General features: G+C 46.4%; 20 protein-coding genes and 5 pseudogenes. 11 read left to right on the forward strand and 14 right to left on the reverse strand.

Features of this window, described 5'->3' with window-relative positions:
* Positions 1 to 79: 79 nt before the first annotated feature.
* From ACE3MN_RS27045 to ACE3MN_RS27055, 3 genes are all read right to left on the reverse strand, one after another.
* Positions 80 to 679 (reverse strand): nitroreductase family protein, encoded by a 600-nt coding sequence (locus tag ACE3MN_RS27045; RefSeq protein ID WP_075912784.1) that lies wholly within the window; start codon positions 677 to 679, stop codon positions 80 to 82.
* A 211-nt stretch (positions 680 to 890) separates the two neighbouring features.
* A complete protein-coding gene (locus ACE3MN_RS27050) occupies positions 891 to 1466 on the reverse strand; it encodes a YceI family protein (protein ID WP_142446356.1) in 576 nt (191 codons plus the stop codon).
* A 43-nt stretch (positions 1467 to 1509) separates the two neighbouring features.
* Positions 1510 to 2085 (reverse strand): ester cyclase, encoded by a 576-nt coding sequence (locus ACE3MN_RS27055; RefSeq protein ID WP_075912782.1) that lies wholly within the window; start codon positions 2083 to 2085, stop codon positions 1510 to 1512.
* Between the two features lie 186 nt (positions 2086 to 2271).
* On the opposite strand from ACE3MN_RS27055, the gene ACE3MN_RS27060 reads away from it, so the two are divergent.
* A complete protein-coding gene (locus tag ACE3MN_RS27060; RefSeq protein WP_075912781.1) occupies positions 2272 to 2658 on the forward strand; it encodes a helix-turn-helix domain-containing protein in 387 nt (128 codons plus the stop codon).
* 189 nt (positions 2659 to 2847) lie between these two features.
* On the opposite strand, the gene ACE3MN_RS27065 is transcribed toward ACE3MN_RS27060, so the two are convergent.
* The 3 genes from ACE3MN_RS27065 to ACE3MN_RS27075 form a co-directional block, all read right to left on the reverse strand.
* Positions 2848 to 3420 (reverse strand): flavin reductase family protein, encoded by a 573-nt coding sequence (locus ACE3MN_RS27065; RefSeq protein WP_375364415.1) that lies wholly within the window; start codon positions 3418 to 3420, stop codon positions 2848 to 2850.
* Between the two features lie 94 nt (positions 3421 to 3514).
* Entirely contained in the window at positions 3515 to 4030 is a 516-nt protein-coding gene (locus tag ACE3MN_RS27070; protein ID WP_004136860.1) for an NAD(P)H-dependent oxidoreductase, read from the reverse strand.
* A gap of 14 nt (positions 4031 to 4044) precedes the next feature.
* On the reverse strand, positions 4045 to 5010 hold the full coding sequence (locus tag ACE3MN_RS27075) for an aldo/keto reductase (protein ID WP_375364416.1): 966 nt from the start codon (positions 5008 to 5010) through the stop codon (positions 4045 to 4047).
* A 116-nt stretch (positions 5011 to 5126) separates the two neighbouring features.
* Between ACE3MN_RS27075 and ACE3MN_RS27080 the strand changes: the two genes are divergently transcribed.
* Positions 5127 to 6020 (forward strand): LysR family transcriptional regulator, encoded by an 894-nt coding sequence (locus tag ACE3MN_RS27080; RefSeq protein ID WP_004136858.1) that lies wholly within the window; start codon positions 5127 to 5129, stop codon positions 6018 to 6020.
* Positions 6021 to 6205: 185 nt separating this feature from the next.
* Here the strand turns inward: ACE3MN_RS27080 and ACE3MN_RS27085 are convergent, their stop codons facing one another.
* Positions 6206 to 7093, reverse strand: a complete 888-nt coding sequence (locus ACE3MN_RS27085; protein ID WP_004136857.1) for a LysR family transcriptional regulator — start codon at positions 7091 to 7093, stop codon at positions 6206 to 6208.
* A 141-nt stretch (positions 7094 to 7234) separates the two neighbouring features.
* Here ACE3MN_RS27085 and ACE3MN_RS27090 point away from each other — a divergent pair, with 141 nt between their 5' ends.
* From ACE3MN_RS27090 to ACE3MN_RS27100, 3 genes are all read left to right on the forward strand, one after another.
* Complete coding sequence (locus ACE3MN_RS27090; protein ID WP_375364417.1) at positions 7235 to 8632, forward strand: amidohydrolase family protein; 1398 nt, start codon at positions 7235 to 7237, stop codon at positions 8630 to 8632.
* A 14-nt stretch (positions 8633 to 8646) separates the two neighbouring features.
* On the forward strand, positions 8647 to 9120 hold the full coding sequence (locus ACE3MN_RS27095; protein ID WP_004136855.1) for a DMT family transporter: 474 nt from the start codon (positions 8647 to 8649) through the stop codon (positions 9118 to 9120).
* A gap of 100 nt (positions 9121 to 9220) precedes the next feature.
* Entirely contained in the window at positions 9221 to 10081 is an 861-nt protein-coding gene (locus ACE3MN_RS27100) for an SMP-30/gluconolactonase/LRE family protein (RefSeq protein WP_004136854.1), read from the forward strand.
* Positions 10082 to 10186: 105 nt separating this feature from the next.
* Here the strand turns inward: ACE3MN_RS27100 and ACE3MN_RS27105 are convergent, their stop codons facing one another.
* Positions 10187 to 11140 carry an aromatic alcohol reductase gene (locus tag ACE3MN_RS27105; RefSeq protein ID WP_375364418.1) on the reverse strand — a complete coding sequence of 318 codons (954 nt, stop codon included), beginning with the start codon at positions 11138 to 11140 and terminating at the stop codon, positions 10187 to 10189.
* A 90-nt stretch (positions 11141 to 11230) separates the two neighbouring features.
* On the opposite strand from ACE3MN_RS27105, the gene ACE3MN_RS27110 reads away from it, so the two are divergent.
* A complete protein-coding gene (locus ACE3MN_RS27110) occupies positions 11231 to 11644 on the forward strand; it encodes a winged helix-turn-helix transcriptional regulator (RefSeq protein WP_375364419.1) in 414 nt (137 codons plus the stop codon).
* Between the two features lie 330 nt (positions 11645 to 11974).
* On the forward strand, positions 11975 to 12931 hold the full coding sequence (locus tag ACE3MN_RS27115; RefSeq protein WP_375364420.1) for an alpha/beta hydrolase fold domain-containing protein: 957 nt from the start codon (positions 11975 to 11977) through the stop codon (positions 12929 to 12931).
* Positions 12932 to 12993: 62 nt separating this feature from the next.
* Here ACE3MN_RS27115 and ACE3MN_RS27120 read toward each other — a convergent pair.
* Positions 12994 to 13116, reverse strand: a pseudogene (locus tag ACE3MN_RS27120) (IS30 family transposase); the annotation flags it as partial.
* Positions 13117 to 13210: 94 nt separating this feature from the next.
* Here ACE3MN_RS27120 and ACE3MN_RS27125 point away from each other — a divergent pair.
* Positions 13211 to 13330 (forward strand): annotated as a pseudogene (locus tag ACE3MN_RS27125) (S-(hydroxymethyl)glutathione synthase); the annotation flags it as partial.
* A gap of 61 nt (positions 13331 to 13391) precedes the next feature.
* A pseudogene (locus ACE3MN_RS27130) lies at positions 13392 to 13976 on the forward strand (IS6 family transposase); the annotation flags it as partial.
* A gap of 370 nt (positions 13977 to 14346) precedes the next feature.
* On the opposite strand, the gene ACE3MN_RS27135 reads toward ACE3MN_RS27130, so the two are convergent.
* The 3 genes from ACE3MN_RS27135 to ACE3MN_RS27145 form a co-directional block, all read right to left on the reverse strand.
* Positions 14347 to 14709, reverse strand: coding sequence for a hypothetical protein (locus ACE3MN_RS27135; RefSeq protein WP_375364421.1), 363 nt, complete (start codon positions 14707 to 14709; stop codon positions 14347 to 14349).
* On the reverse strand, positions 14676 to 15368 hold the full coding sequence (locus ACE3MN_RS27140) for an EAL domain-containing protein (RefSeq protein ID WP_375364422.1): 693 nt from the start codon (positions 15366 to 15368) through the stop codon (positions 14676 to 14678). Before ACE3MN_RS27140 ends, ACE3MN_RS27135 begins: the two co-directional genes overlap by 34 nt.
* A gap of 347 nt (positions 15369 to 15715) precedes the next feature.
* The gene (locus ACE3MN_RS27145) at positions 15716 to 16774 is read right to left on the reverse strand and encodes a sensor domain-containing diguanylate cyclase (protein ID WP_004136836.1); all 1059 of its coding nucleotides are present in this window, start codon (positions 16772 to 16774) and stop codon (positions 15716 to 15718) included.
* 965 nt (positions 16775 to 17739) lie between these two features.
* On the opposite strand from ACE3MN_RS27145, the gene ACE3MN_RS27150 reads away from it, so the two are divergent.
* Both ACE3MN_RS27150 and ACE3MN_RS27155 read left to right on the forward strand, forming a co-directional pair.
* Positions 17740 to 19218 carry a SulP family inorganic anion transporter gene (locus tag ACE3MN_RS27150; protein WP_064371619.1) on the forward strand — a complete coding sequence of 493 codons (1479 nt, stop codon included), beginning with the start codon at positions 17740 to 17742 and terminating at the stop codon, positions 19216 to 19218.
* A gap of 17 nt (positions 19219 to 19235) precedes the next feature.
* A pseudogene (locus tag ACE3MN_RS27155) lies at positions 19236 to 19442 on the forward strand (universal stress protein); the annotation flags it as partial.
* A 79-nt stretch (positions 19443 to 19521) separates the two neighbouring features.
* Here ACE3MN_RS27155 and ACE3MN_RS27160 read toward each other — a convergent pair.
* Positions 19522 to 19704: pseudogene (locus ACE3MN_RS27160) on the reverse strand (Tn3 family transposase); the annotation flags it as partial.
* Between the two features lie 403 nt (positions 19705 to 20107).
* Complete coding sequence (locus ACE3MN_RS27165; protein WP_224236764.1) at positions 20108 to 20323, reverse strand: colicin immunity domain-containing protein; 216 nt, start codon at positions 20321 to 20323, stop codon at positions 20108 to 20110.
* Positions 20324 to 20526: the final 203 nt, after the last annotated feature.

The following is a 20526-nucleotide window of genomic DNA, read 5'->3' on the forward strand; positions in this document are numbered from 1 at the left end:
CGAGGGTAACCTTCAGCGACCGCCCCGGAACTCGGGTCGGTCGCTGGCTTTAAATGTAATGACAAGCAAATCTTCAGGCCTACCTGGCAACGATGTATCGCTTTTCATCACTCATAAAGGCCTTTTCTGCAGCGGGTGAAAGAATGGCACCGAAATTCATGTGTGCCCGCAACTTCCATGTCGAAGGAACGTTCCATTCCTTGCGAACATCGTCATCAACCAGGGGGTTGTAATGTTGCAGGTTAGCACCAACTCCCTTTTCTGCCAGCGCCAGCCAGACAGCATACTGTGCAATACCGGTACTGTGCTCAGACCACACCGGGAAATTGTCAGCATAAGCAGCAAACTGTTCCTGGAGTGATTTAATAACATCCTGATCTTCGAAAAACAAGACTGAACCCGCAGCTGCTGCAAAACCATCAATCTTGTCGGAGGTACCTGAAAAATTTTCAGCAGGCACGATTTTACGTAATTGTTCGCGCGTGAGTTCCCAGAAACGTATATGCTGCTCTCCCAGCAAAATCAGGATTCGTGAGCTTTGCGAGTTGAAAGCCGAAGGTGCCTGCTTGACGGCCTCTTTAATTGTACTGATGAGTTCTCCTTCAGGAATACGAATATCTTTTCCCAAAGCATAAATAGTACGGCGATTATTTGCTAGGTTTAGAAAATTGCTGGTCATGATATAGCCCTGTGGTTAGTAGAATGTATATGCGGGTTTGCCTTTCAGTTAATATGAAAGGCAAACCATGCAGAACCTGTAAAGTGACTAACTGGTAACCTGTTCATTATCAGAAATAACTACGAGCACGTTACTTGTCCATTTCAGGAAGTGATATCCATACCGCAACAAAATAGATTGATTCTACACTCGTAAGAAACAGTCTGCTTTTTTACTCTGAATACGCCTCAGATGAAATGGAGATTTTTATTTCATCACTCACATAAGGTACATATTTGTCGATTTTAAAGTCTGATCTCTTAATCACACCGGTGGCATTGAAACCTACCGCATTTTTCTTCTCCATACCCTGGAACCCAGATTTATTAAGCATTGCATGCAAGATAATAGGTTTAGTTATCGATTTAATTGTTAAATTACCATATACATCATACTGATTGCCGTTCATTGTAATCTGCGTACTTTTGAAGTGTGCAACAGGATAATGAGTCGTGTCGAAATAATCAGCCTCACCAAACTCTTTATTCAGTGCTGAAACTCCGGTGTCGATACTGGTTGTTGGAATGTTGATATCAACTAATGATACAACCTTTGTTTTCGGATCGAACTTAACAACACCGTCAACCTGATGGATAGATGCGGTCGGATTTGAGAAACCTAAATGATTCCAGCTGATAACCACTGAGGTATGCGACTCATCAAGTTTATAGTTTACAGTTTTAGCCTGTACAGAACAAACAAATAACAGAGATGATAACAATGAAACAGAAATAATACGATTTTTCATAAAAACCTGAGTTAAATAACCTGATGGATGTGGAAGTATATCTTTATTTTGACAACCCGATTTGCTTCATAAACTCAGCATTGTCCCAGAATAGGTATTCCTCATCCATTTGCCCATCTTTATTCCAGTGACCAATAGTTGCCATAGGTAAGTTGTATGACTTACCCGTAGGATCGATTTTGGTACCGTCAGCGAGTATCATTGGCTTAGTAAATGTGCCTTTAATAGCACCGATTACAGCTGTCCACTTAGCATCACTCGTTCCGAATCTCACGGGGTGCTCTTCGATCCTGTTGTCAGGTGCGAAGGTCCACATGAACTCAAGTTCTTTAATATGTGCAGGAATACCGACTGTTGTATGGCCATCTGGATAATGAACCAAAATGTTCGCAGCATGACTTTTATGCAAGTTTTCCCAATCCTGCTTCGAATACACTTTGAAATCCAGTTCATCAAAAGTGGCTAGATTTTTAGACAGTTCTTTTGGAATGTTGAGTTGCTGAGGCGCTTTCTCACCCGCTTTTGTTCCAATCCATGGAGATGATTCCTGAGCGGAGAATGCATTGAATGAAGTAATTAAGAAAAACGCTATCAATGATTTATTCGTAAGTAATTTCATAAGAATCCTGACTTTATCATAAAATAATAGTTGATTAGAAATTTGGCCTTTGAGAGTGTCATAAAGCCAACACTGGAAATTGCATCACCAGTCACCAGCATCATTTGGTATCTGCAAAATCTCTTGCTTCTGGATTTATAGTAGATTTAGACTAACATATCATCAAGTACTCACCTCAAGGTAAGTATGGAAAAATTTAACGACTGTTTTACCCTGGACAACAAAGAACCCGGTAATGTTTTGCGGGAGGCATGTCCTGCCCGTGAAGTTCTCGAGGTTCTAATCAGCAAATGGACACTCCTCATCATTCATGCCCTTTCTGACGGTGCATCAAGGCCGGGTGATTTGCGAAGAAAAATTCAGGGTATATCAGAAAAGGTGCTGTCACAGAATCTTAAGGAACTTGAAAGCAGACATCTTGTTACGCGCACTGTCTTTCGTGAAGTACCGCCCAAAGTCGAATATGCACTCACGGAACTGGGAACGTCCCTCTGGCAGGCAGCGAATGAACTCAACCGGTGGGTAGAACAAAACTGTCACTTTCTGATTAAAGACACGGATCCTTCCCTGTGACATGCCATTGTTCATTGATGAGTGCTATGTGCTAGCAGGAGCATATAAGAATGCAGGGTGCGGGCGCCTAAAAGCGGCTTCCCCTGCTGACTCAGAGGCGACATCGCGTGCTGGCCATGAGGGAACAGGAAGGCATTTTAACAACCAGCCCCTGCATTTTACTGTATCAGTACAAGCAGTACTCGCGTATTAGTCTTTGCCCGGACCATGGTCAAACCGGGTTCCTTTGCCGATGGCATAAAACTGCCCCCCGGCGACATAATGTATGGTTCGTAATTCGTCAGGTGCTTCATCAAATATCCAGTGTCCATTGCGAAAAACCCGATCGTCACTCCACGCACCGGCAATTTCTCCCATAAACAGATTATGTTCCAGCTCATACGCCGCGTTGGGTATTACCTTACATACAAGCCAGCCAGCACAGCCCTCTACCAGCGGGATATCGAACTCTTTCAGGTAGAAAGTCGGTATTTTATGATTCTTGTCAGGCCTGTCACGGTAGCTGTGCTCACCTGCGTACAAAACGGTTTCCATCTGACTGACTACGGGGATCTGTACGGCAAACAGACCACTTTCTTCCACTAACCCTCGGGTATAAGCCTGCGGGCTGATATACGCCATGACTTTATTGATCCCCACCAGACTCACCCATGCGGCGGCCATTACATTGGCATTACCATTGTGTTTAGCGGAAATCATTGTAGTTGGGCCGACCTGTAATAATCGGTATGCTTTATTCAGTTCAACTGGCTGTAAAGACACAGAATCTCTCCTTCCCATAGGTAAAAAAATGTGCCGTTAACGGCAACGGCACATTTGAGGGCGTTTTAAAACACTGATGGTCGCACGAAGGTAATCAGGCTAATACCGTTTTATATTGTTCGACCTGAGCTGCGATTTCTTCGTCAGTTATCGTCGCGCTTCCGCCTGTAATAAACGGCTTGATGTAGTTCATACCCAGATACCCGGAGATGGTTTCAAAAGACAGCAGGTACTCGCCTACCGTATGTCCGGCAGCGCCATCAGGCTGATAGGCAGACTCTGCACCACCAAGCGAAACGGCCAGCATGAGTTGCTTATCGCGCAGCGCCTGTGTTTCTCCACCATGTGACCAGCCATACGTCAGTACATCGTCAAGCCACTGTTTGAGAAGTGGCGGCGTGCTGTACCACTGCATCGGGAACTGCAGCACGATACGATCCGTTTTCTCCAGTGCAGCCTGTTCAGCGACCACGTCGATTTTGCCATCCGGATACAGGTCATACAGATAACGCACCTCAACGCCGGTCAGTGATGCTGCACCTTTTGCCAGGGCTGAGTTAACCCGGGACTGATTAATATTGGGGTGGGTAACAAATACAGTTGTTTTCATTTAAATCTCTTTTTTCAGAAGAATGTTTCGTCAATTTCAAGCCGGGATAAGGCTTCGTTGATATCATTTAATTCGGCGTCACTGAGCTGAACATTTGCGGCGTGAAAATTCTCTTCCAGCCGGTGTAGTTTTGTTGTTCCCGGGATCGGTACGATGTAAGGCTTCTGAGCCAGCTCCCAGGCAAGAACAATCTGTGCTGAAGTTGCGTTGCTTTTTTCCGCTATTTGAGCAATCAAATCCAGTAGCGCCTGGTTATTTTCCATTACTTCAGGTTTAAAGCGCCCCATCATGCCCCGGTAATCGCCTTCCCCGTAGGTTGTATCAGCGGTCACCTGACCACTCAGGAATCCATTACCCAGCGGGCTGTAGGCCATAAAGCCAATATCAAGTTCATCGCAGACTTTGAACAAATCCTGCTCAGGTTTACGCCACATCATTGAATACTGGTCTTCAACCGCGGTGACCGGGCAGATGGCATGAGCCCGTCGTATGTAAGAGACGGGCGCATTGGATAAGCCCCAGTGCTTTATTTTTCCCTCCGCGATCAGCTCTTTCATTAATCCCGCCACCACTTCCGGCTCAACTTTTGGATCGACACGATGCTGATAAAACAGGTCGATATGGTCGGTCTTCAGGCGCCTGAGAGAACCTTCCAGTTGCTCTCTGACAGACGCCGGACGGCTGTCTAATACCGGCACCAGCTGTCCATCACTATTTTCCATTCCGGTCACGCCAAACTTAGTCGCGATGACGACGTTGTCCCTGTGTTTGCTGAGCGCAACACCCAGCAGTTCTTCGTTTTCAAAACCGTAAATGGGGGCAGTGTCGAAAAGGTTGCAGCCCAGTTCTACAGCCTTGTCTATCAGCTTTGTTCGCTCACGGATTTCAACTGAATAGCCATAGCCATGGTCCATGCCCATGCACCCCAGCCCAATTTCCGAGACATGAAGCCCATGGCTACCTAACCTTCTCATTTTCATGATTATTTCACCCTTCTTTAAGGCATTAACTATTCTTAGATGCTAAGTATACGGCTGGGTTTATTGCTGAAAAATTGTTAATTTAGAAAATCAGAATTGCTAAAAACACAATTATTATGAATAAACTCGATGCCCTGAGATTTTTTGTTACTGCTGCAGAAACAATGAATTTTCGCGAAGCGGCAGTCAGGCTGGCCATTTCTCCATCAGTGGTGACACGAACGATTGCTGAGCTGGAACATCAGTTGGGGGAACCGCTTTTTAACCGCAACACCCGATCCATTGTGCTGACCAGCTTTGGTGAGATTTTCTTGCCCCGAGCCATGCGGCTGCTTGAAGACTCAGAGGCCCTTTTTCAGACGGCCAGAGATGACAATGAGATGAGGGGAGTTGTGAGGATCACGCTATTCCGGTTTCCCGGCCACGAGCAGGTGTTATATGAGCTTCTTACCTCCCTCGATCCTTATCCTGAGCTGTTTATAGACTGGCGGTTAGACATGATGAAGCTGGATACTGTTCAGAACCGCATTGACATGGGGATCCGTATAGAGCGGGAGCCAAACCCGAATTTTATCGTCAGGCCCATTACGCTGGTTCATCACGCGCTGATGACATCACCCGGGCTCATTGAGAAGCTGGGCGCGCCGAAAAATTTCGACGATCTGCGCCAGCGCTACCCTTTCAGTGGCCTGCTGAATCCTGAAACCGGAAAAGTATTCGAATATATGCTCGATGGCGTTGATACTTTTGTACCGCGCCACCTGGAGTTTTTTACCACCGACTCCCAGTCTGAGATCCAGGCTGCGTTAGCCGGTAAAGCTGTCATTCAGTCGAGTAATCTGGCCTGCAGGGAATACCTTGAAGACGGCAGGCTGGTCAATGTCCTGCCGGAACTGAAACTGGAAACCTGGCAGCTTTATCTTTACCGGCCCTATCAGACCCTGGTACCGCAGCGCATCAGGACCGTTTTTCACATCCTTGAAAGTATTTTACTCAGACACTTCAGTTGAAAGCGGGCCCGGATGCGGCTGGCGCTCTTAGCCGGCGTCCCCCATAAACCGGACTGGGTACAGCCTTTCTCCGGGAAGTAGCTGCTCCGGGATGCCTGGATCCGCAGAAACAAAGTCTGCCGTTCTTTCAGGCTCTCTGAATACGGGCGACTTTTGATGTGCAACGGGGAGCGGTGACAGACGTATCAACTGAATATTTCATCTATCCAGTCTGCAAATGCACGTACAGCTGGGGAAAGAAATCGCTGATGGGGATAAAGCAGTGTGACCGGAACAGACGACGGCTGCCAGTCTGCCAGGACTTCAACCAGCGTTCCTTTCTGCAGGTGTTCTGCTACAACATTTTCAGCAAGCTGCGCCAGTCCGAACCCTTCTAGGCACATTTTTATATAGAGTCCCGTCTCGTTGACGGCTGCCTGCCCCCTGACGGGTACGGACAGCGTTTCTTTTCCCTTTACAAAACGCAATTCGTCTGTACGCCGGCTTTGTCCGGAAAAATAATGAATAGCCCGGTGATGAGATAAATCTTCAGGTGACTGCGGAATACCGTACTCCCTGAGATAATCGGGAGAGGCGCAGGTGATCCAGCGAAATTTTCTGAGCGGACGGGCTACAAGCGTGGAGTTAAGTAACTCTCCGGTTCTGATCACGCAGTCCACGCCCTCCTGAACCAGGTCAACCTGCCGGTCGCTGACGCCGATCATCAGGTAAATATCAGGATAACGGCTGTAGAACTCTTTCAGGTTTGGCATCACGAGGAAGTGCGCTATACCGCCGGGCATATCAACGCGTAAACGGCCACGGGGGCGCCTGTTCGAATCGGCCAGACTGGCTTCCGTATGTTCAATTAAGGCCAGAATTTCCCGGCACTGCGCCAGATACTGCATACCTTCCGGAGTAAGGCTGACCCGTCTTGTGGTCCGGTTCAGCAGACGCACCTGCAGATATTTCTCCAGGTTTTTGATGGTGCTGGTAACAGTAGAAGAAGGCAGGGACAGTATTTCCGCTGCCCGGACAAAGCTTCCGGCCTCAGCCACCCTTATAAAAACCTGCATAGCCTGAATTCGATCCACTGATTGCGCTCCTGAATAGCATGTGACGGTGATAATTATCATTATTCGCAAATTCTGAATGATGAAAACACGTTAGTCATCTTTTTCAGCTTAAACAGGAGGCGTATTGTTTTCCTTCTGAACCTGAAAGAGACAATTCAAATGACCGATTACAGCAGAAATATTGTTAATAATCAGACGGAAAATCCGCCAGCAACACTGATTCGTAGAGCAACCATACTGAGCATGGATGAGAATGTCGGTAACATTGAGCGTGGCGATATCCTTGTCACAGGCTCAACCATTACCGCCATCGGTAAGGACCTGAACGCCGAAGGTGTTCACGTTATTGATGCCACAAATATGATTGCCATGCCGGGGATGGTCGATTCTCATCGTCACGCATGGGAAGGCCAGCTGCGCCGCATCAACCCCAACGCCACCTGTCTGGACGACTATAGCAATGCCACGCATTTCTCGTTTGCGAAATACTACCGGCCCGCAGATATCTATGTCGGTAATCTCCTGACGGCGCTGGGCGCGATTGATGCGGGTATCACTACCATGATTGATAACTCGCACAACAGCCGTACCGCAGCACATGCAGACGCCGCCGTTGAAGCCCTGCTTGATGCCGGAATTCGCGCTATTCATGCTTCCGGCGCGCCGGTAGCAGGCGAATGGGATAAAGCTCACTGGCCGGATAACTGGCAGCGTCTGCAGGAAAAATATTTCAAAGACAATCCTGAGGGACTGGTTTCTCTGGGCGTCATGGCCCAGCTGGAGCCGGAATTGTGGGCCGAGGCCCGCCGGCTCGGGCTGCCAATCGTGACCGAATTCTTTGGCGCTGAAATGGCTTCAGAGCTTAAATCACTGCATCAGCAGGGCCTGCTGGGCCCGGACAATATCTTCAACCACTGCACTGCACTGCCTGATGAGGGCTGGGAAATCCTGCGTGAAGCCGGCGTACGGGTGAACGTTTGTCCGCGCTCAGATTCGCACTATGGCATTGAAAACGGGATGTTTGCCATTGAGGCCGCGCAGCGCCATGGCATCAATCCTGGCCTGAGCGTGGATAACGAAACGTCTTACAGCACAGATATGTTTATGGAAATGCGCGTGGCGTTCTACCTGCTGCGAGTAATGGGTATGCATAAGCAGCACTGCTGTGATTCAGGGCATTCACTGACAACGCTCCCCGCAGCGCAACTGCTGAAGTCGGCAACCGTCGATGGTGCGACCTGTGCCGGACTACAGGATAAAGTGGGTAGCCTGACGCCAGGCAAACAGGCCGACCTCATCCTGATTAACGCTGCTGATCTCAATCTCTATCCGAACGGGAATGCCTTCGGGACGGTGGTGCATGCAACTGAACGCAGCAACATCGATACTGTCATGATTGGCGGGCGCATCGTCAAGCAGAACGGCAAAGTTCTGGGCGTGGACAGCGAGCGTCTTCGTGCTGCCATCGATGAATCACGCGAACACCTTTTTGCCGCCGCCGGGTATGAGCCGGACATCTTTGCGGAGAAATTCCTGCCGCTGGTACAGGCAAACTGACAGGGAATAACAGCATGAGCGCGATTTATTACGTAATAGCTTTTGCAGCGGGTCTTGGTATTACCCTGCAGACGACCCTGAACAGTCAGCTCGCAAAAGGACTCGGGGGCGATTCGGTCACCGCCGCGTTCTTTTCCTTTACGGCCGGGGCGTTGAGCCTCGGGATTTACTCGCTGCTACGTGGAGGGTTATTTAGCTCTCTCGCCGCTATTCCTTCTCAGCCAGCATGGAGTCTGGCGGGCGGCCTGATCGGTGCCTGTGCGTTGTTCAGCTACGTGGTGCTGGCACCGAAAATCGGTTTTTCAGCCCTGCTCGGGCTGGCAATCGTTGGGCAGTTACTCTCGTCGCAGATGATTGACCATTTCGGTCTGCTGGGTGCTGTACGGCGACCGGTTTCGTTGCTCAAACTGGGGGGCATGCTGGTCATGCTGGCAGGACTCGCCATCATGCTTTTTGGTGACAAACTTTCAGCGCGTTTTTTGCCCTGACGGGGTGGGAATTGCTCCTTACGGCCATCTGCCATAGTGCAAATGGCCGTAAGCTTTTGGTCAGGCGCGATGCGAAACTTTTATATGCGGGAGAAATAACATGTTTTCAGTGGCTGCTGATGCCAGAAATTTGCTGGGAGAGTGCCCAATCTGGTGCGAGAGGACACGCAGGATTTACTGGACTGACATTGAAGGCTGCGAGCTGCTTGCCCTTGAAGAAGACAGCAGTGTTGTGATGCGCTGGTCCCTGCCTGAGCGCCTCGGATCGTTTGCACTTACTGAAAATTCTGACGTTTTACTGATGGGACTGGCGTCCCGATTCGCCTTCTGCGATCTGAATACGGGTATCTTTACGCCGGTAGTGGCGTCACCGGGAGGACCGGGAACACGGACAGGGGATGGTCGGTGCGACCGCGAGGGTAATTTCGTCTTCGGGACCATGGATGACGGGTACCCCGCGAAAGTCATAGGAAGATTTCACAGGCTAAATGCAGCGACACTCAGCATTGAGACGCTACCCCTGCCTGAGGTGGCTATCCCGAACAGCATCTGTTTCAGTCCGGACGGCAGCACGATGTATTACTGTGATTCGATGCAGGGCCGTATAATGTGCTGTGATTACCCCTCTATGAATAACCAGCGCGTGTTCACTGCAACAGAAGGAAATGGGGCGCCTGACGGCTCCTGCGTGGACGCACTGGGCTATGTCTGGAATGCCGAATGGGGAGGAAGCCGTGTTGTACGTTATCGTCCGGACGGAACGACGGAGAGTATCCTGCCCTCTCCAGGAGTTCAGAGCACTTGCCCGACACTCGCGGGAGAAGCATTCACAACGCTGTATTGTACCAGTGCCAGCGTGGGTCTTTCTGTGCCGTCAAGGCATGATGGAGCGTTGCTAAGAGCGGAATCAGCCGTATTCCCCGGTTTACCGGAGAGCCGGTTTTCAGCTCACACAGCGTAACCCCTTTGCTATCAGTGCCTACAGGGGGAACAGAGTCTTTCTCTTCACCATATTCGGGTAGGCAGGAGAAAGACTCTGGTATTTATTACAGCAGCTTTAATACGTTTATAATGAGCTGCCCGGGGTCAGGTTTGCATTTATCCAGGCTGCCACGTCGGTAACCGGAATGTCATGGCGTTCATTGAATGTCTGCTTTTTATCCCATGCAACTCCCCGCCCCTGTGCAAAAACAGCACGATACTTAGACATCATGTCTTGCGGGTTGAGCACGAGTTTATCCATCAGATATTGTTCGCTCCATTCCGTGCAGCTGAAAGGACGGCCAAGCGCTGATTGCAGCTTATCTGCTACCTCTGCGTAGGTCAGTGTATCACCGGCGATATACACAATTTCATTCCGGATGCGAGGAGTTGTAAATACGATCGCTGCCGTCAGCATCCCGATATCATCAGGTGTTGTCAGTGTTATGGTGTTGTCAATACTGCCGAGTGCGTGAACAGTATCGTTCTGCAGATCGACCACACCGAAGTCTGGTTCGAACAAATAGCTCATGAAGATGCCGGTCGAAATGATGACCCACTCAGTTTCATGCTGGCTGCGTAGTAAATCACGCACGTCAATCTGCGCGTCGAAGATGTCTTGTGGACTGCCGCGTCCGATGGCATCAAAATCAGCTCCAAACTGCCATGGAAAATATCGTGGAATCCGCGCCTGCAGGGCCGCCTGCGCCAGTTTCATTGGTGTATTTATTCCGGCCGCGTACCCCGTGCAGCCAACGACTGTGTCAAATTGCGCAAAGAGGCTGGCCAAATCGTCGACAGAACTCATGACGAGATCGCCCGTGACTATATTAATACCGAGGTTTCTGATTTCCGTGATAACTAATTTTTTTACAGGTTCATCTGACGTTACGGTACTTTCGCGCAGCAGTACGCTGATTTTCGTTCCCTCCACATCTTTTGCCCGAAGGGCAAGATTTCGCAGAACGGGGAGGCCCAGCTCACCGGCACCGAGCACGAGGATTTTCTCAGACGTAGCGTTAAGATCAGTTTTGTTCATAATCTGGCCTTACATGAATTGTTGCGCCACTCTAGCAATTCATAACAGGCTAAAAAAGAAGGTACACGTATGATACCGGGAATCTGTGAAATGGATCGGGACGAAATTCTTCAGTATTCGCAGGCTGTTTGTAAGGGTCTGAGAGACGATGATGATGGCTTGCGGCGGGAGGTACTGACTCATGCAGGCAGTCGATGGTCACTGGGTATCGTCAACACGCTTGGCGTTTATGGCAGACTACGTCACGCCGAAATTGGCAGGCGTATGCACGGAGTGACTCAGCGCATGCTGACACGTACATTACGACAGCTTGAGCGCGACGGACTGGTTATTCGCCATGATTTCAGTGAAATCCCGCCACGAGTCGAATACGAGCTGTCCGATACAGGTATGGAGTTGCTTGTGCGAATGATCCCGCTGTGGACCTGGATTGTCGATAATGCTGATCGCTTTCGTGAAGACCGGTTGAGATATGAAAAAAATAACAATAACCCAAGGGCGTAACTGGCTATGAATATAAATATCACTTTTTGTGATTTGTAGATAATACAAGTGTTTGAATTGATGAGCCTTTCGATATGTATGTATACAGTAGTCATCCGGAGACAGAACCGATTTCACCAAGCTTGGTCGGGATGGTGTAATTACAGAGGATTATATTTTACGTATGTCTGACATCAATGTTAGTCTGTACATATTTCAAATGGGTGTTAAAGCGAATTTTATTTTTTTGCTACCATTAATTCGGCCTTGAAAATTATCTGACAGGATGGCCTACCCTTTCAGAATTATAGGTGGGCTGGTGAAACAATATTTAAAAACTGGTGTTTTTTTATGATTTCTAAAGAAAGTAATGAAATATCTTCTAATTATCATGATCTTCCTGGTTATGTTCATGGGGCGAAAATTATCCAAGTCGCCTTGACTAAAACCCCTATAGATAATATTAGTGATGTGGTTTATGAGACAGTAAAAAAAACTCGTTCTGTCAGGCAATTGCATATGTCTTTTCTTGTTCCTCGTACCAACATTTTGAAACCAGGTATCATTTATTTTCCTGGGGGAGGGTTTATGACCGCTGAACACAACAAATTTGTGGAGATGCGCATGGCTTTAGCGGAGGCTGGCTTTGTTGTTGCAGCGGCAGAATACAGGACAATTCCGGATACTTTCCCTGCGCCAGTGATAGATGCTAAAGCAGCAGTAAGATACCTTCGTCAACATGCCCACGATTATGGAATTGACCCCTCACGAATTGGTGTATTTGGCGATTCTGCAGGAGGATGGCTGGCGCAGATGCTTGGTACCACTAATGGCGATAAATCATTCGATCACGGCGATTTTCTCAGCCAGTCCGCTGATGTGCAGGCTGTGGCTACGCTTTACGGAATATCAGATCTGCGTAACATAGGTGACGGTTTTCCGGATCACCGACAAAAAGTGCATCAGTCTCCTGCAGTCGCGGAGTCACTGCTAATTAATGGTGTGGCTTTCAAGAATTTTGCAGGTGCCTCCATCAGTTCTGTACCTGAAAAAGCGATAAATGCAAGCCCCATAGGACGTCTCAAAGGATGTAAACCTCCGTTCCTAATAATGCATGGAAGTAAGGATACATTAGTATCGCCTAAGCAGAGCGCAACGCTTTACAAAGCCCTTTTGAAATCGGGAAACAAAGCGGACTATGTACTTATTGAAAGTGCAGAACACGGTGATGATCACTGGTATCAACCCGTTGTCATAAATAGGGTTGTTGACTGGTTCTGCGAGCATCTTGGTCCTGAAAATACATGATGGTCGATTCTCCGTGGAATCACTCAGACTGTTGGTAGCAACGTCCACATCTGGCTGTGAGTTCAACCGAGGGATGCAACACATTGATTGAACCGCTCTACGGGAGATTCATAGTCTAGCGTTTTTCTCGATCTCTCGTTGAGCTGTCTGGCGACACTGTTTAGTCTTTGTTGGCTGTTAACTGATTTTGAGTTGCCATAAAGAGCGCTCCTATATCAGTACTAAAAAGGTGGTAATGTTTCATAAAAATCTTTTAGCCCTTGCAGGAATGGCTTTGAAATGAAAGGATCTTATTTGTGTGGAACGGTTGAATTTGAACTTACTCATAAACCCGAAGTATTTTATCGTTGTCATTGCTCGCTTTGCAGAAAACAGAGCGGCGTGGGTTACAATCTGGCTCTGTCGCATTAAGAAGCCGTCAGATAACATGCTGTGTTTTTGCGATGTTACCTGACTATGCATGATCCTAAAAGCCTTCAAACGTCTGCACTATCCTGTCGATATTATTGCTCAGTGTGTTCGCTGGTATCTGGCTTACTCACTAAGCCTCCGAAATCTGGAGGAGATAATGGCTGAACGCGGTATCACCGTCGACCATTTCACTCTTCACTGCTGGATTATACGGCTGGTACCTCTGCTGGATAGGGCATTTCGACGGCATAAACCTGCCGTGGGGCCCTGGTGGCGAATGGATGAAACTTACATCAGAGTCAGGGGACAGTGGAAATATCTGTAACGGGCAGTCGATACCGAAGGTCAGACCATCGACTTTTTGTTGACGGCAAAACGGGATGCCGCAGCGGCCCTGCGCTTCTTTCGCAAAGCCAATCGCCAGCATGGCGAACCTAAGGTGGTGACCATCGATAAAAGTGGCGCCAATACAGTGGTACTGGCCACAGTCAATGCCAACAAATCAGAAGAAGAAATCATCACCATCAGGCAAAGTAAGTATCTGAATAACCTGATTGAGCAGGAGCACCGAAATATCAAACGACGAATACGTCTGATGCTGGGATTTAAGTCATTCCGTCGGGCACAGACGTTGCGGACATGCATGCGCTAATGCGATAGAGCCAGCTGAGCCATCATCCGCGCAGCCAATGACTGGCCTCGACCACAGGTCGATAATCACGGGCAGATTGTATCCAGCTTTTAAGCATGTCGTCTGAAATAAACAGCGACAGGGTGTTTTGAATATGACAAAGTTTTTCAGCTCAGCATAAATCACTAAGTATGACCATTATCACAGGGTTCTGCGGCAGTCAGTTTCGACCGCAGGTGGTTGATTTACGCCTACACTTGCGTGGATCCCCGGTAGCCACCGGAAATTTTCTTCATAAGAATACGGTAAGAAAACCTCGGGATCCGAGACTTGTGTTCAAAGTACCCGCGTCATTATATTATTTAGTTATTTTCTACCATGTAATTATTGCTCTTTTCCAAACCACCTTCCCTTTTTTTACTTCTTTTATAATCAAAATTTTTTTCATAATAAAATAAACAGCAAGAGAACACGTGATTACAGAGATATATGCTCCGATACTTTTAGAAACCACAAACACAATCAAGGCCCCAAATAGAACTACCAGTACAGAGATGCTGATAGATACAAAATTAACTCTTTTGCGTGCTTCTCTTGACACATATCCTTTAATCTGGAATGCATGACAACTTTGACAACGGTCCTCGTTAATTAAATGTAAGCCACAAAATGGACATTTGTCATGTATTTTTATCATTGACTTTAACTCTCGACATAGTAATAATTCTCCATCCATAATCGTCCCTGACAAGCGCTATTAACAACAGAATGTACTTTATTTCTTTGTTCTATCGTCTCAACACCTTCAACAATTAAAAAATTGCAGTATGATTTCACTTCATTTATTTTTTTAAAAAAGCCACTCTCATTTTGTATTTCCCAGAAATAATCCTTATCGATTTTTATACATTCAAAATTAAACATCTCAATAATTGTTAAACTGGTTAAACCTCTACCAAAATCATCCAGCCATACTGGACATAATTTTGAAAGACACTTCAAGTCAGCCATAGGACATTTAGTATTGAACTCATGAAAATACTCGTTAATTTCAAAAGCTATGCTTTTTTGATTTTTTAAGTAATCAGAAATATATTTATCGGTTAGAATATAATCGCTAATGATACTGTCGACGTTCAATGAAACTGGCTTAAAGTTCAATTTGAATGCATCAATTCCTTCAATTATCAATATCTGTTTGTTAAACACATCGATGATTTCTTTGTCGTTCATGGAACTGAAACAGAAGACGCCTTCATTAGCATGAAAATTATTAGCGTTCTTTTTTTTTACACTTTTTGTAAGAATTTCCCATGAATGAATAGAACCATCTTTTTTGTAGGATGGTTCTAAAACAAAGCTACAGGATTCTATTTCCACACTGTTCTTTATCATAAAAAAACACCGGAACTAAGAATAATCCTAATCGTGTCATAAATAAAAATGAAAGAGAAATAGTTTAAAATGATCGATAACGATCTAACAATAGGCTAAACCTATCACATTCCATAAATCGATCGATCATTCAAATCAAATGAACTTGAATAAGAAAATAAAAACATGATTTCATTATTAAAATAATATAAATAATAGGTTTGAGACGTGTTGAGTGCCTAGGGTAAGTGTTAAAGTTTAGATGTAAATTTCACTAATACTCAAAAAGATAACATTCTAGAAAATTTTTTATTAAAATATTAAACATGTATATGTCAATAATTACGATAAATAAAACCATAACACTTTTAATTATTCTGCATGCAATAGCCATTCTTCCCGTTACGTTTAACTTGATATAACATTTCATCAGCCTCTTTGATCCACTCAATGATTGAATTTTTATTTTCTGCACAAGAAATACCGATACTGATAGTACAGTAAATATCCTTGTGAGAAGGCAATGAAAGATCTTTAACTTTTTTCTGAATTATATTAACCATGGATAAAACTTGCTGACTAGTACTGTTGTTAACAATAATGGCTAACTCATCGCCACCAAATCTTGCTGGTACGTCCTTCTCCCCCGCGCACTCTCGTAGTATTGATGATATACGTGATAACACCGCATCACCAACTTCATGACCATATGTATCGTTGATATTTTTAAAATTATCAACGTCAATTAGCATAAGATATGAATGGATTCTTTTATTTCGAGTAGCCCGAAAAGCGCTTTCCATTTTCTGTTCAAAAAAACGTCGATTTGGTAGATCTAACCCCGGATCCATTAAAGCCTGCATTTCCAGTAACTCCCTTCTTTTCCTCAGCTTAATAGATAAATTTCGTGAAACCACACTCAATACTATGGGATAACAGGTAGCCAAGGGTAAAGAAAGCAATACAGTTTGAATACTGAAATCCATCGTATATCTGAAATCATTTGCTAACCAAACTATCAGGAAACTAAGCATCATCCACGTTAATGCTGGCTTTAATATTTTCCACCCACCCGCAGCATAGCGATCAGCTATTTGAACTGAAACAATGAATAATGATGGAATTGGGCTGGCTTGCATCACTGCAATCCAAATACCCGCAAAAAATGAATCGAGTATCATATTCTTTTTTTCTGTATACAGCATATCCGTTGACATTATACTTGCAAGATAAGCAACTGTTGGCCAAGTAAGCGCATTCAGAGTCAATAGGGCAATCGTTATTTTTTGGTGTGATTGCTCTTGAAGAACTGAATATATTGGGATAAAGCATAGAATGACTCCAACCTGACGTAAAAAAAACACTCGTTTAATAAAAGATGAATTCCGATCAGATATATATTTCTCATCAGGGAAATTTTTTAACATACAAATCCTATTATAAAACTCTAAGAGACAGAATCAATTTAACCCACTTAAAACTAAGATAGAAAACATCGTACATTACAAAATTATAACACGTTAGTGCAAATTACAAGATCGTACTTAAATTAATTATGAACGATTCATAATAACATTTGCATCAGTTTTCTCACTTACCAGCTTCATTCTAGTCTGATTCAAATAGACACTTTAGTATTATCGGCTTAAGAATGATAATCTATCAGCATTAAAATCTATTGCATTATTAATTCTGGTAGGCTGTTAAAAACACACAACATCTGACCAGTAAAAAGTTACTTGAACTTACTTATCGTTTACTACAGATTATTTTGTGATGTACACAGCAATTAATGTCGTTTCAGTTGCCCCCGGCAAGTGCCTCCGGGGGATTTTTTATGCCCCTCAACTTGATCTCTTCCCTGAAAACAGTGCCAGGCTAAACTGAAGTCTCCGGTCTTTCTTCCATCTCACAGAGAGGCACATCGCCATGAAGGGGTCAGTTTGGATCTCGAAAATTATTGTACGTTAAGAACTTTTTTAATCAGCGTAGGGGATGTTCACGAAACGTTATCTATCTGATATCAAGACATCCATGCGGTTACCTTGACCACCGACAGTCATATTCTGTTGCTTAAACTGCCTGTATGGGGCCTTTGCATTGATCGTGTTGTATTTTCGTTTATAGTAGTAAGACTCTGCATCAAGCAGAGCATGTGGTCAGCGCAAAAGTACATTGCGCTGGCTTATTCTGTTCACTAAGGGCTGAGTGCCTGATTTCGAGGATTTACCTGCTGACCATGCGCATTACGCCACCCTGAGTTTTTCCTTCCTCCGCTGTACTGAGCGAGCCTCAGCACGCACGCAATAACATCCCGTCTGCGGATGTGCTTTATCGTATTTAAAACTTATGTCCTCCGGGGCTAACTACATCTGAAAACTGAGAAATTACTATGTTGCTGTCCTCGACGCGTAAGGACTGGCTGGGTAACGTCCGTGGTGACGTGCTGGCTGGTATTGTTGTCGCGCTCGCACTCATTCCAGAAGCGATCGCCTTTTCCATTATTGCCGGTGTTGACCCTCAGGTGGGGCTTTACTCCGCCTTTTGTATCCCGCTGATTATGGCCTTCTTTGGTGGTCGCCCGGCGATGATATCTTCCTCAACGGGGGCAATGGCGCTCCTGATGGTGACCCTGGTGAAGGATCATGGACTGCAGTACTTACTGGCTGCCTCCGTGCTGACCGGCATATTCCAGCTGATAGCTGGCTATCTTAAGCTCGGCAGCCTCATGCGCTTCGTCTCACGCTCCGTGGTCACCGGATTCGTTAATGCACTCGCGATCCTGATTTTCATGGCGCAGTTACCTGAGCTCACCAATGTGACCTGGCATGTTTATGCCATGACGGCAGGGGGGCTCGCCATTATTTACCTCTTCCCGTATCTGAATAAAACAATCCCTTCCCCCCTTGTCTGTATCGTGGTACTGACGGCTATTGCCATGTGGCTGCATCTGGATGTGCGTACTGTCGGGGATATGGGGAAACTGCCTGACAGCCTCCCGGTCTTCCTGGTGCCGGACATCCCGCTGAATCTTGATACGCTCCTGATTATTCTCCCGTACTCCGCAGGGCTCGCTGTTGTAGGACTCCTGGAATCAATGATGACGGCCACGATTGTGGACGATATGACGGATACTCCCAGTGATAAAAACAGGGAGTGCAAGGCCCAGGGCATCGCCAATATCTGCACCTCCTTTATCGGGGGGATGGCGGGCTGTGCAATGATTGGCCAGTCCGTTATCAACGTCAAGTCCGGCGGCCGGGGCCGTCTGTCCACCCTCACTGCCGGTGTGGTCCTGCTGTGTATGGTAGTCTTCCTCAGGGACCTGGTCTCGCAAATCCCTATGGCCGCGCTGGTCGCCGTGATGATTATGGTTTCAATTGGTACCTTTTCATGGCGTTCAGTTGTAGATCTTAAAAGCCATCCTGTTTCAACCAGCGTGGTGATGCTGGCAACGGTGGTGGTGGTGGTGGCCACTCATAATCTGGCATTCGGGGTACTCACCGGTGTGCTGATCGCTTCCCTGAATTTTGCCACTAAAGTGGCGCGTTTTCTGGCTGTCTCTTCAGAACTCAGGGAGGAAACCCGGATCTATAAGGTCACCGGGCAGGTGTTCTTTGCCTCTGCCGACCGCTTTATGGCGTATTTTGATTTTCGCGAGGCCGTAGAGAAAGTGGTCATTGATGTGACGCATGCTCATTTCTGGGACATTACGTCAGTCAGCGCTCTGGATAAGGTGGTTATTAAATTCCGCAGAGAAGGAACAGACGTTGAGATCCGAGGGATGAACGAAGCAACCCGTACAATCGTTGATCGCTTTGGTGTTCACGATAAACCCGAAGAAGTCGAAAAACTGATGGGAGGTCATTAATGTCAGAAATTAATGATATGGAAAACACCGTTATTGCCTGCGTGGATGGTTCGTCATCAACACGCTCCGTGTGTGAGTATGCGGCCTGGGTTGCAGGGAAGCTTGACGCGCCTCTTGCCCTGCTGCATGTGCTTGAAAAAAATGAACAACCGTCATTTTCTGACCTGACGGGGGCTATCGGTATTGACAGCCGGGAGCAACTGACGCAGGAACTTGTCCGGATACCAGCCCCAGAGCGCCCAGTTGCTCCTCCTGCCCGTCCTAATTCATCTGCAAACCCTGTATGCGCATTAATTTCAAGATGATTTCACCCAGCCGGTGTAGGAATACTGCCCGCGCCAGCGCGTTACGGGCTTCCCCTTTATTCAGTCCCGCCTGTACTCGCCGACGTAGTGCAGGATCGCGGAACCAGTCGAGCATAAACAGCGTCCGCTCAATGCGGCCAATTTCTCTCAGCGCCTTTGCCAGACCATTCTGTTTTGGGTACGCTTGTTGCCTGAAGACAAGGCTCATTTTGCTGAGCTTGCCGACGTAGCTGGCCTGTCACTTAGCGCATGGGTTTTGGACGCTATGAGGGAAAAAGCAAAGAGGCAAGGCAAAAAAGAGGGAGAATAAGTAATAACGTTTAAGAATTGGTCTTAATACCTTTATAAGAGCTAAGCCCTTGATTCGACACGGCTATCCATTATCCCCTCATCCAGCCCTGCCCGGCTTCCCCACGTCTCCTGTTGCTTACGCCAGTTCAGCCTCACGGCTTTCAGCAGGCGGCACCTGAACCGGCGTGCTGTTGCCGGTATGCGATGGCACACCAGGTCCGACCGGCACAGGGTTAATCAGAATTAGCCAACCCGAGAGGTTGGCTATCAACTAATTGCACAACGGTTGAAGGTCAAAGAAGATGAAATTTTTCAAGAGTGGCTTTAACCTCATTTCTTAATCCAGTCTCATCAAGTTCATAACTTTCTCTGTCTGGTTCAGGATTAAAACAATCGGCAATAATAAATAGCTCTCCTGCACAATGATCTATATCTTTATTTGCTTCTTCGCTTCCATAGGATTCCCTTCTGGCTATTACTATGTTAGAGACAAATTCGTTCACGCTGATTTTTCTATTTAAAGAATCCCGCCCTAACTAGATATATTTTACCATTCTCTTCATTTGGATCAATTTTCCATCCAGATAAAAAGGCTCATGACATCCTCCGTTTCTGGTATCCGCTCACCGTGCTAGCTTCACGCTTACAAAAAAACCGCCCGTGATCAGGCGGCTTAAAAAAGGGAAAAACTATTCGATCTCGTATTTTCAGA

The sequence above is a fragment of the Klebsiella grimontii genome (assembly GCF_042137965.1).
GTDB lineage: Bacteria > Pseudomonadota > Gammaproteobacteria > Enterobacterales > Enterobacteriaceae > Klebsiella > Klebsiella grimontii.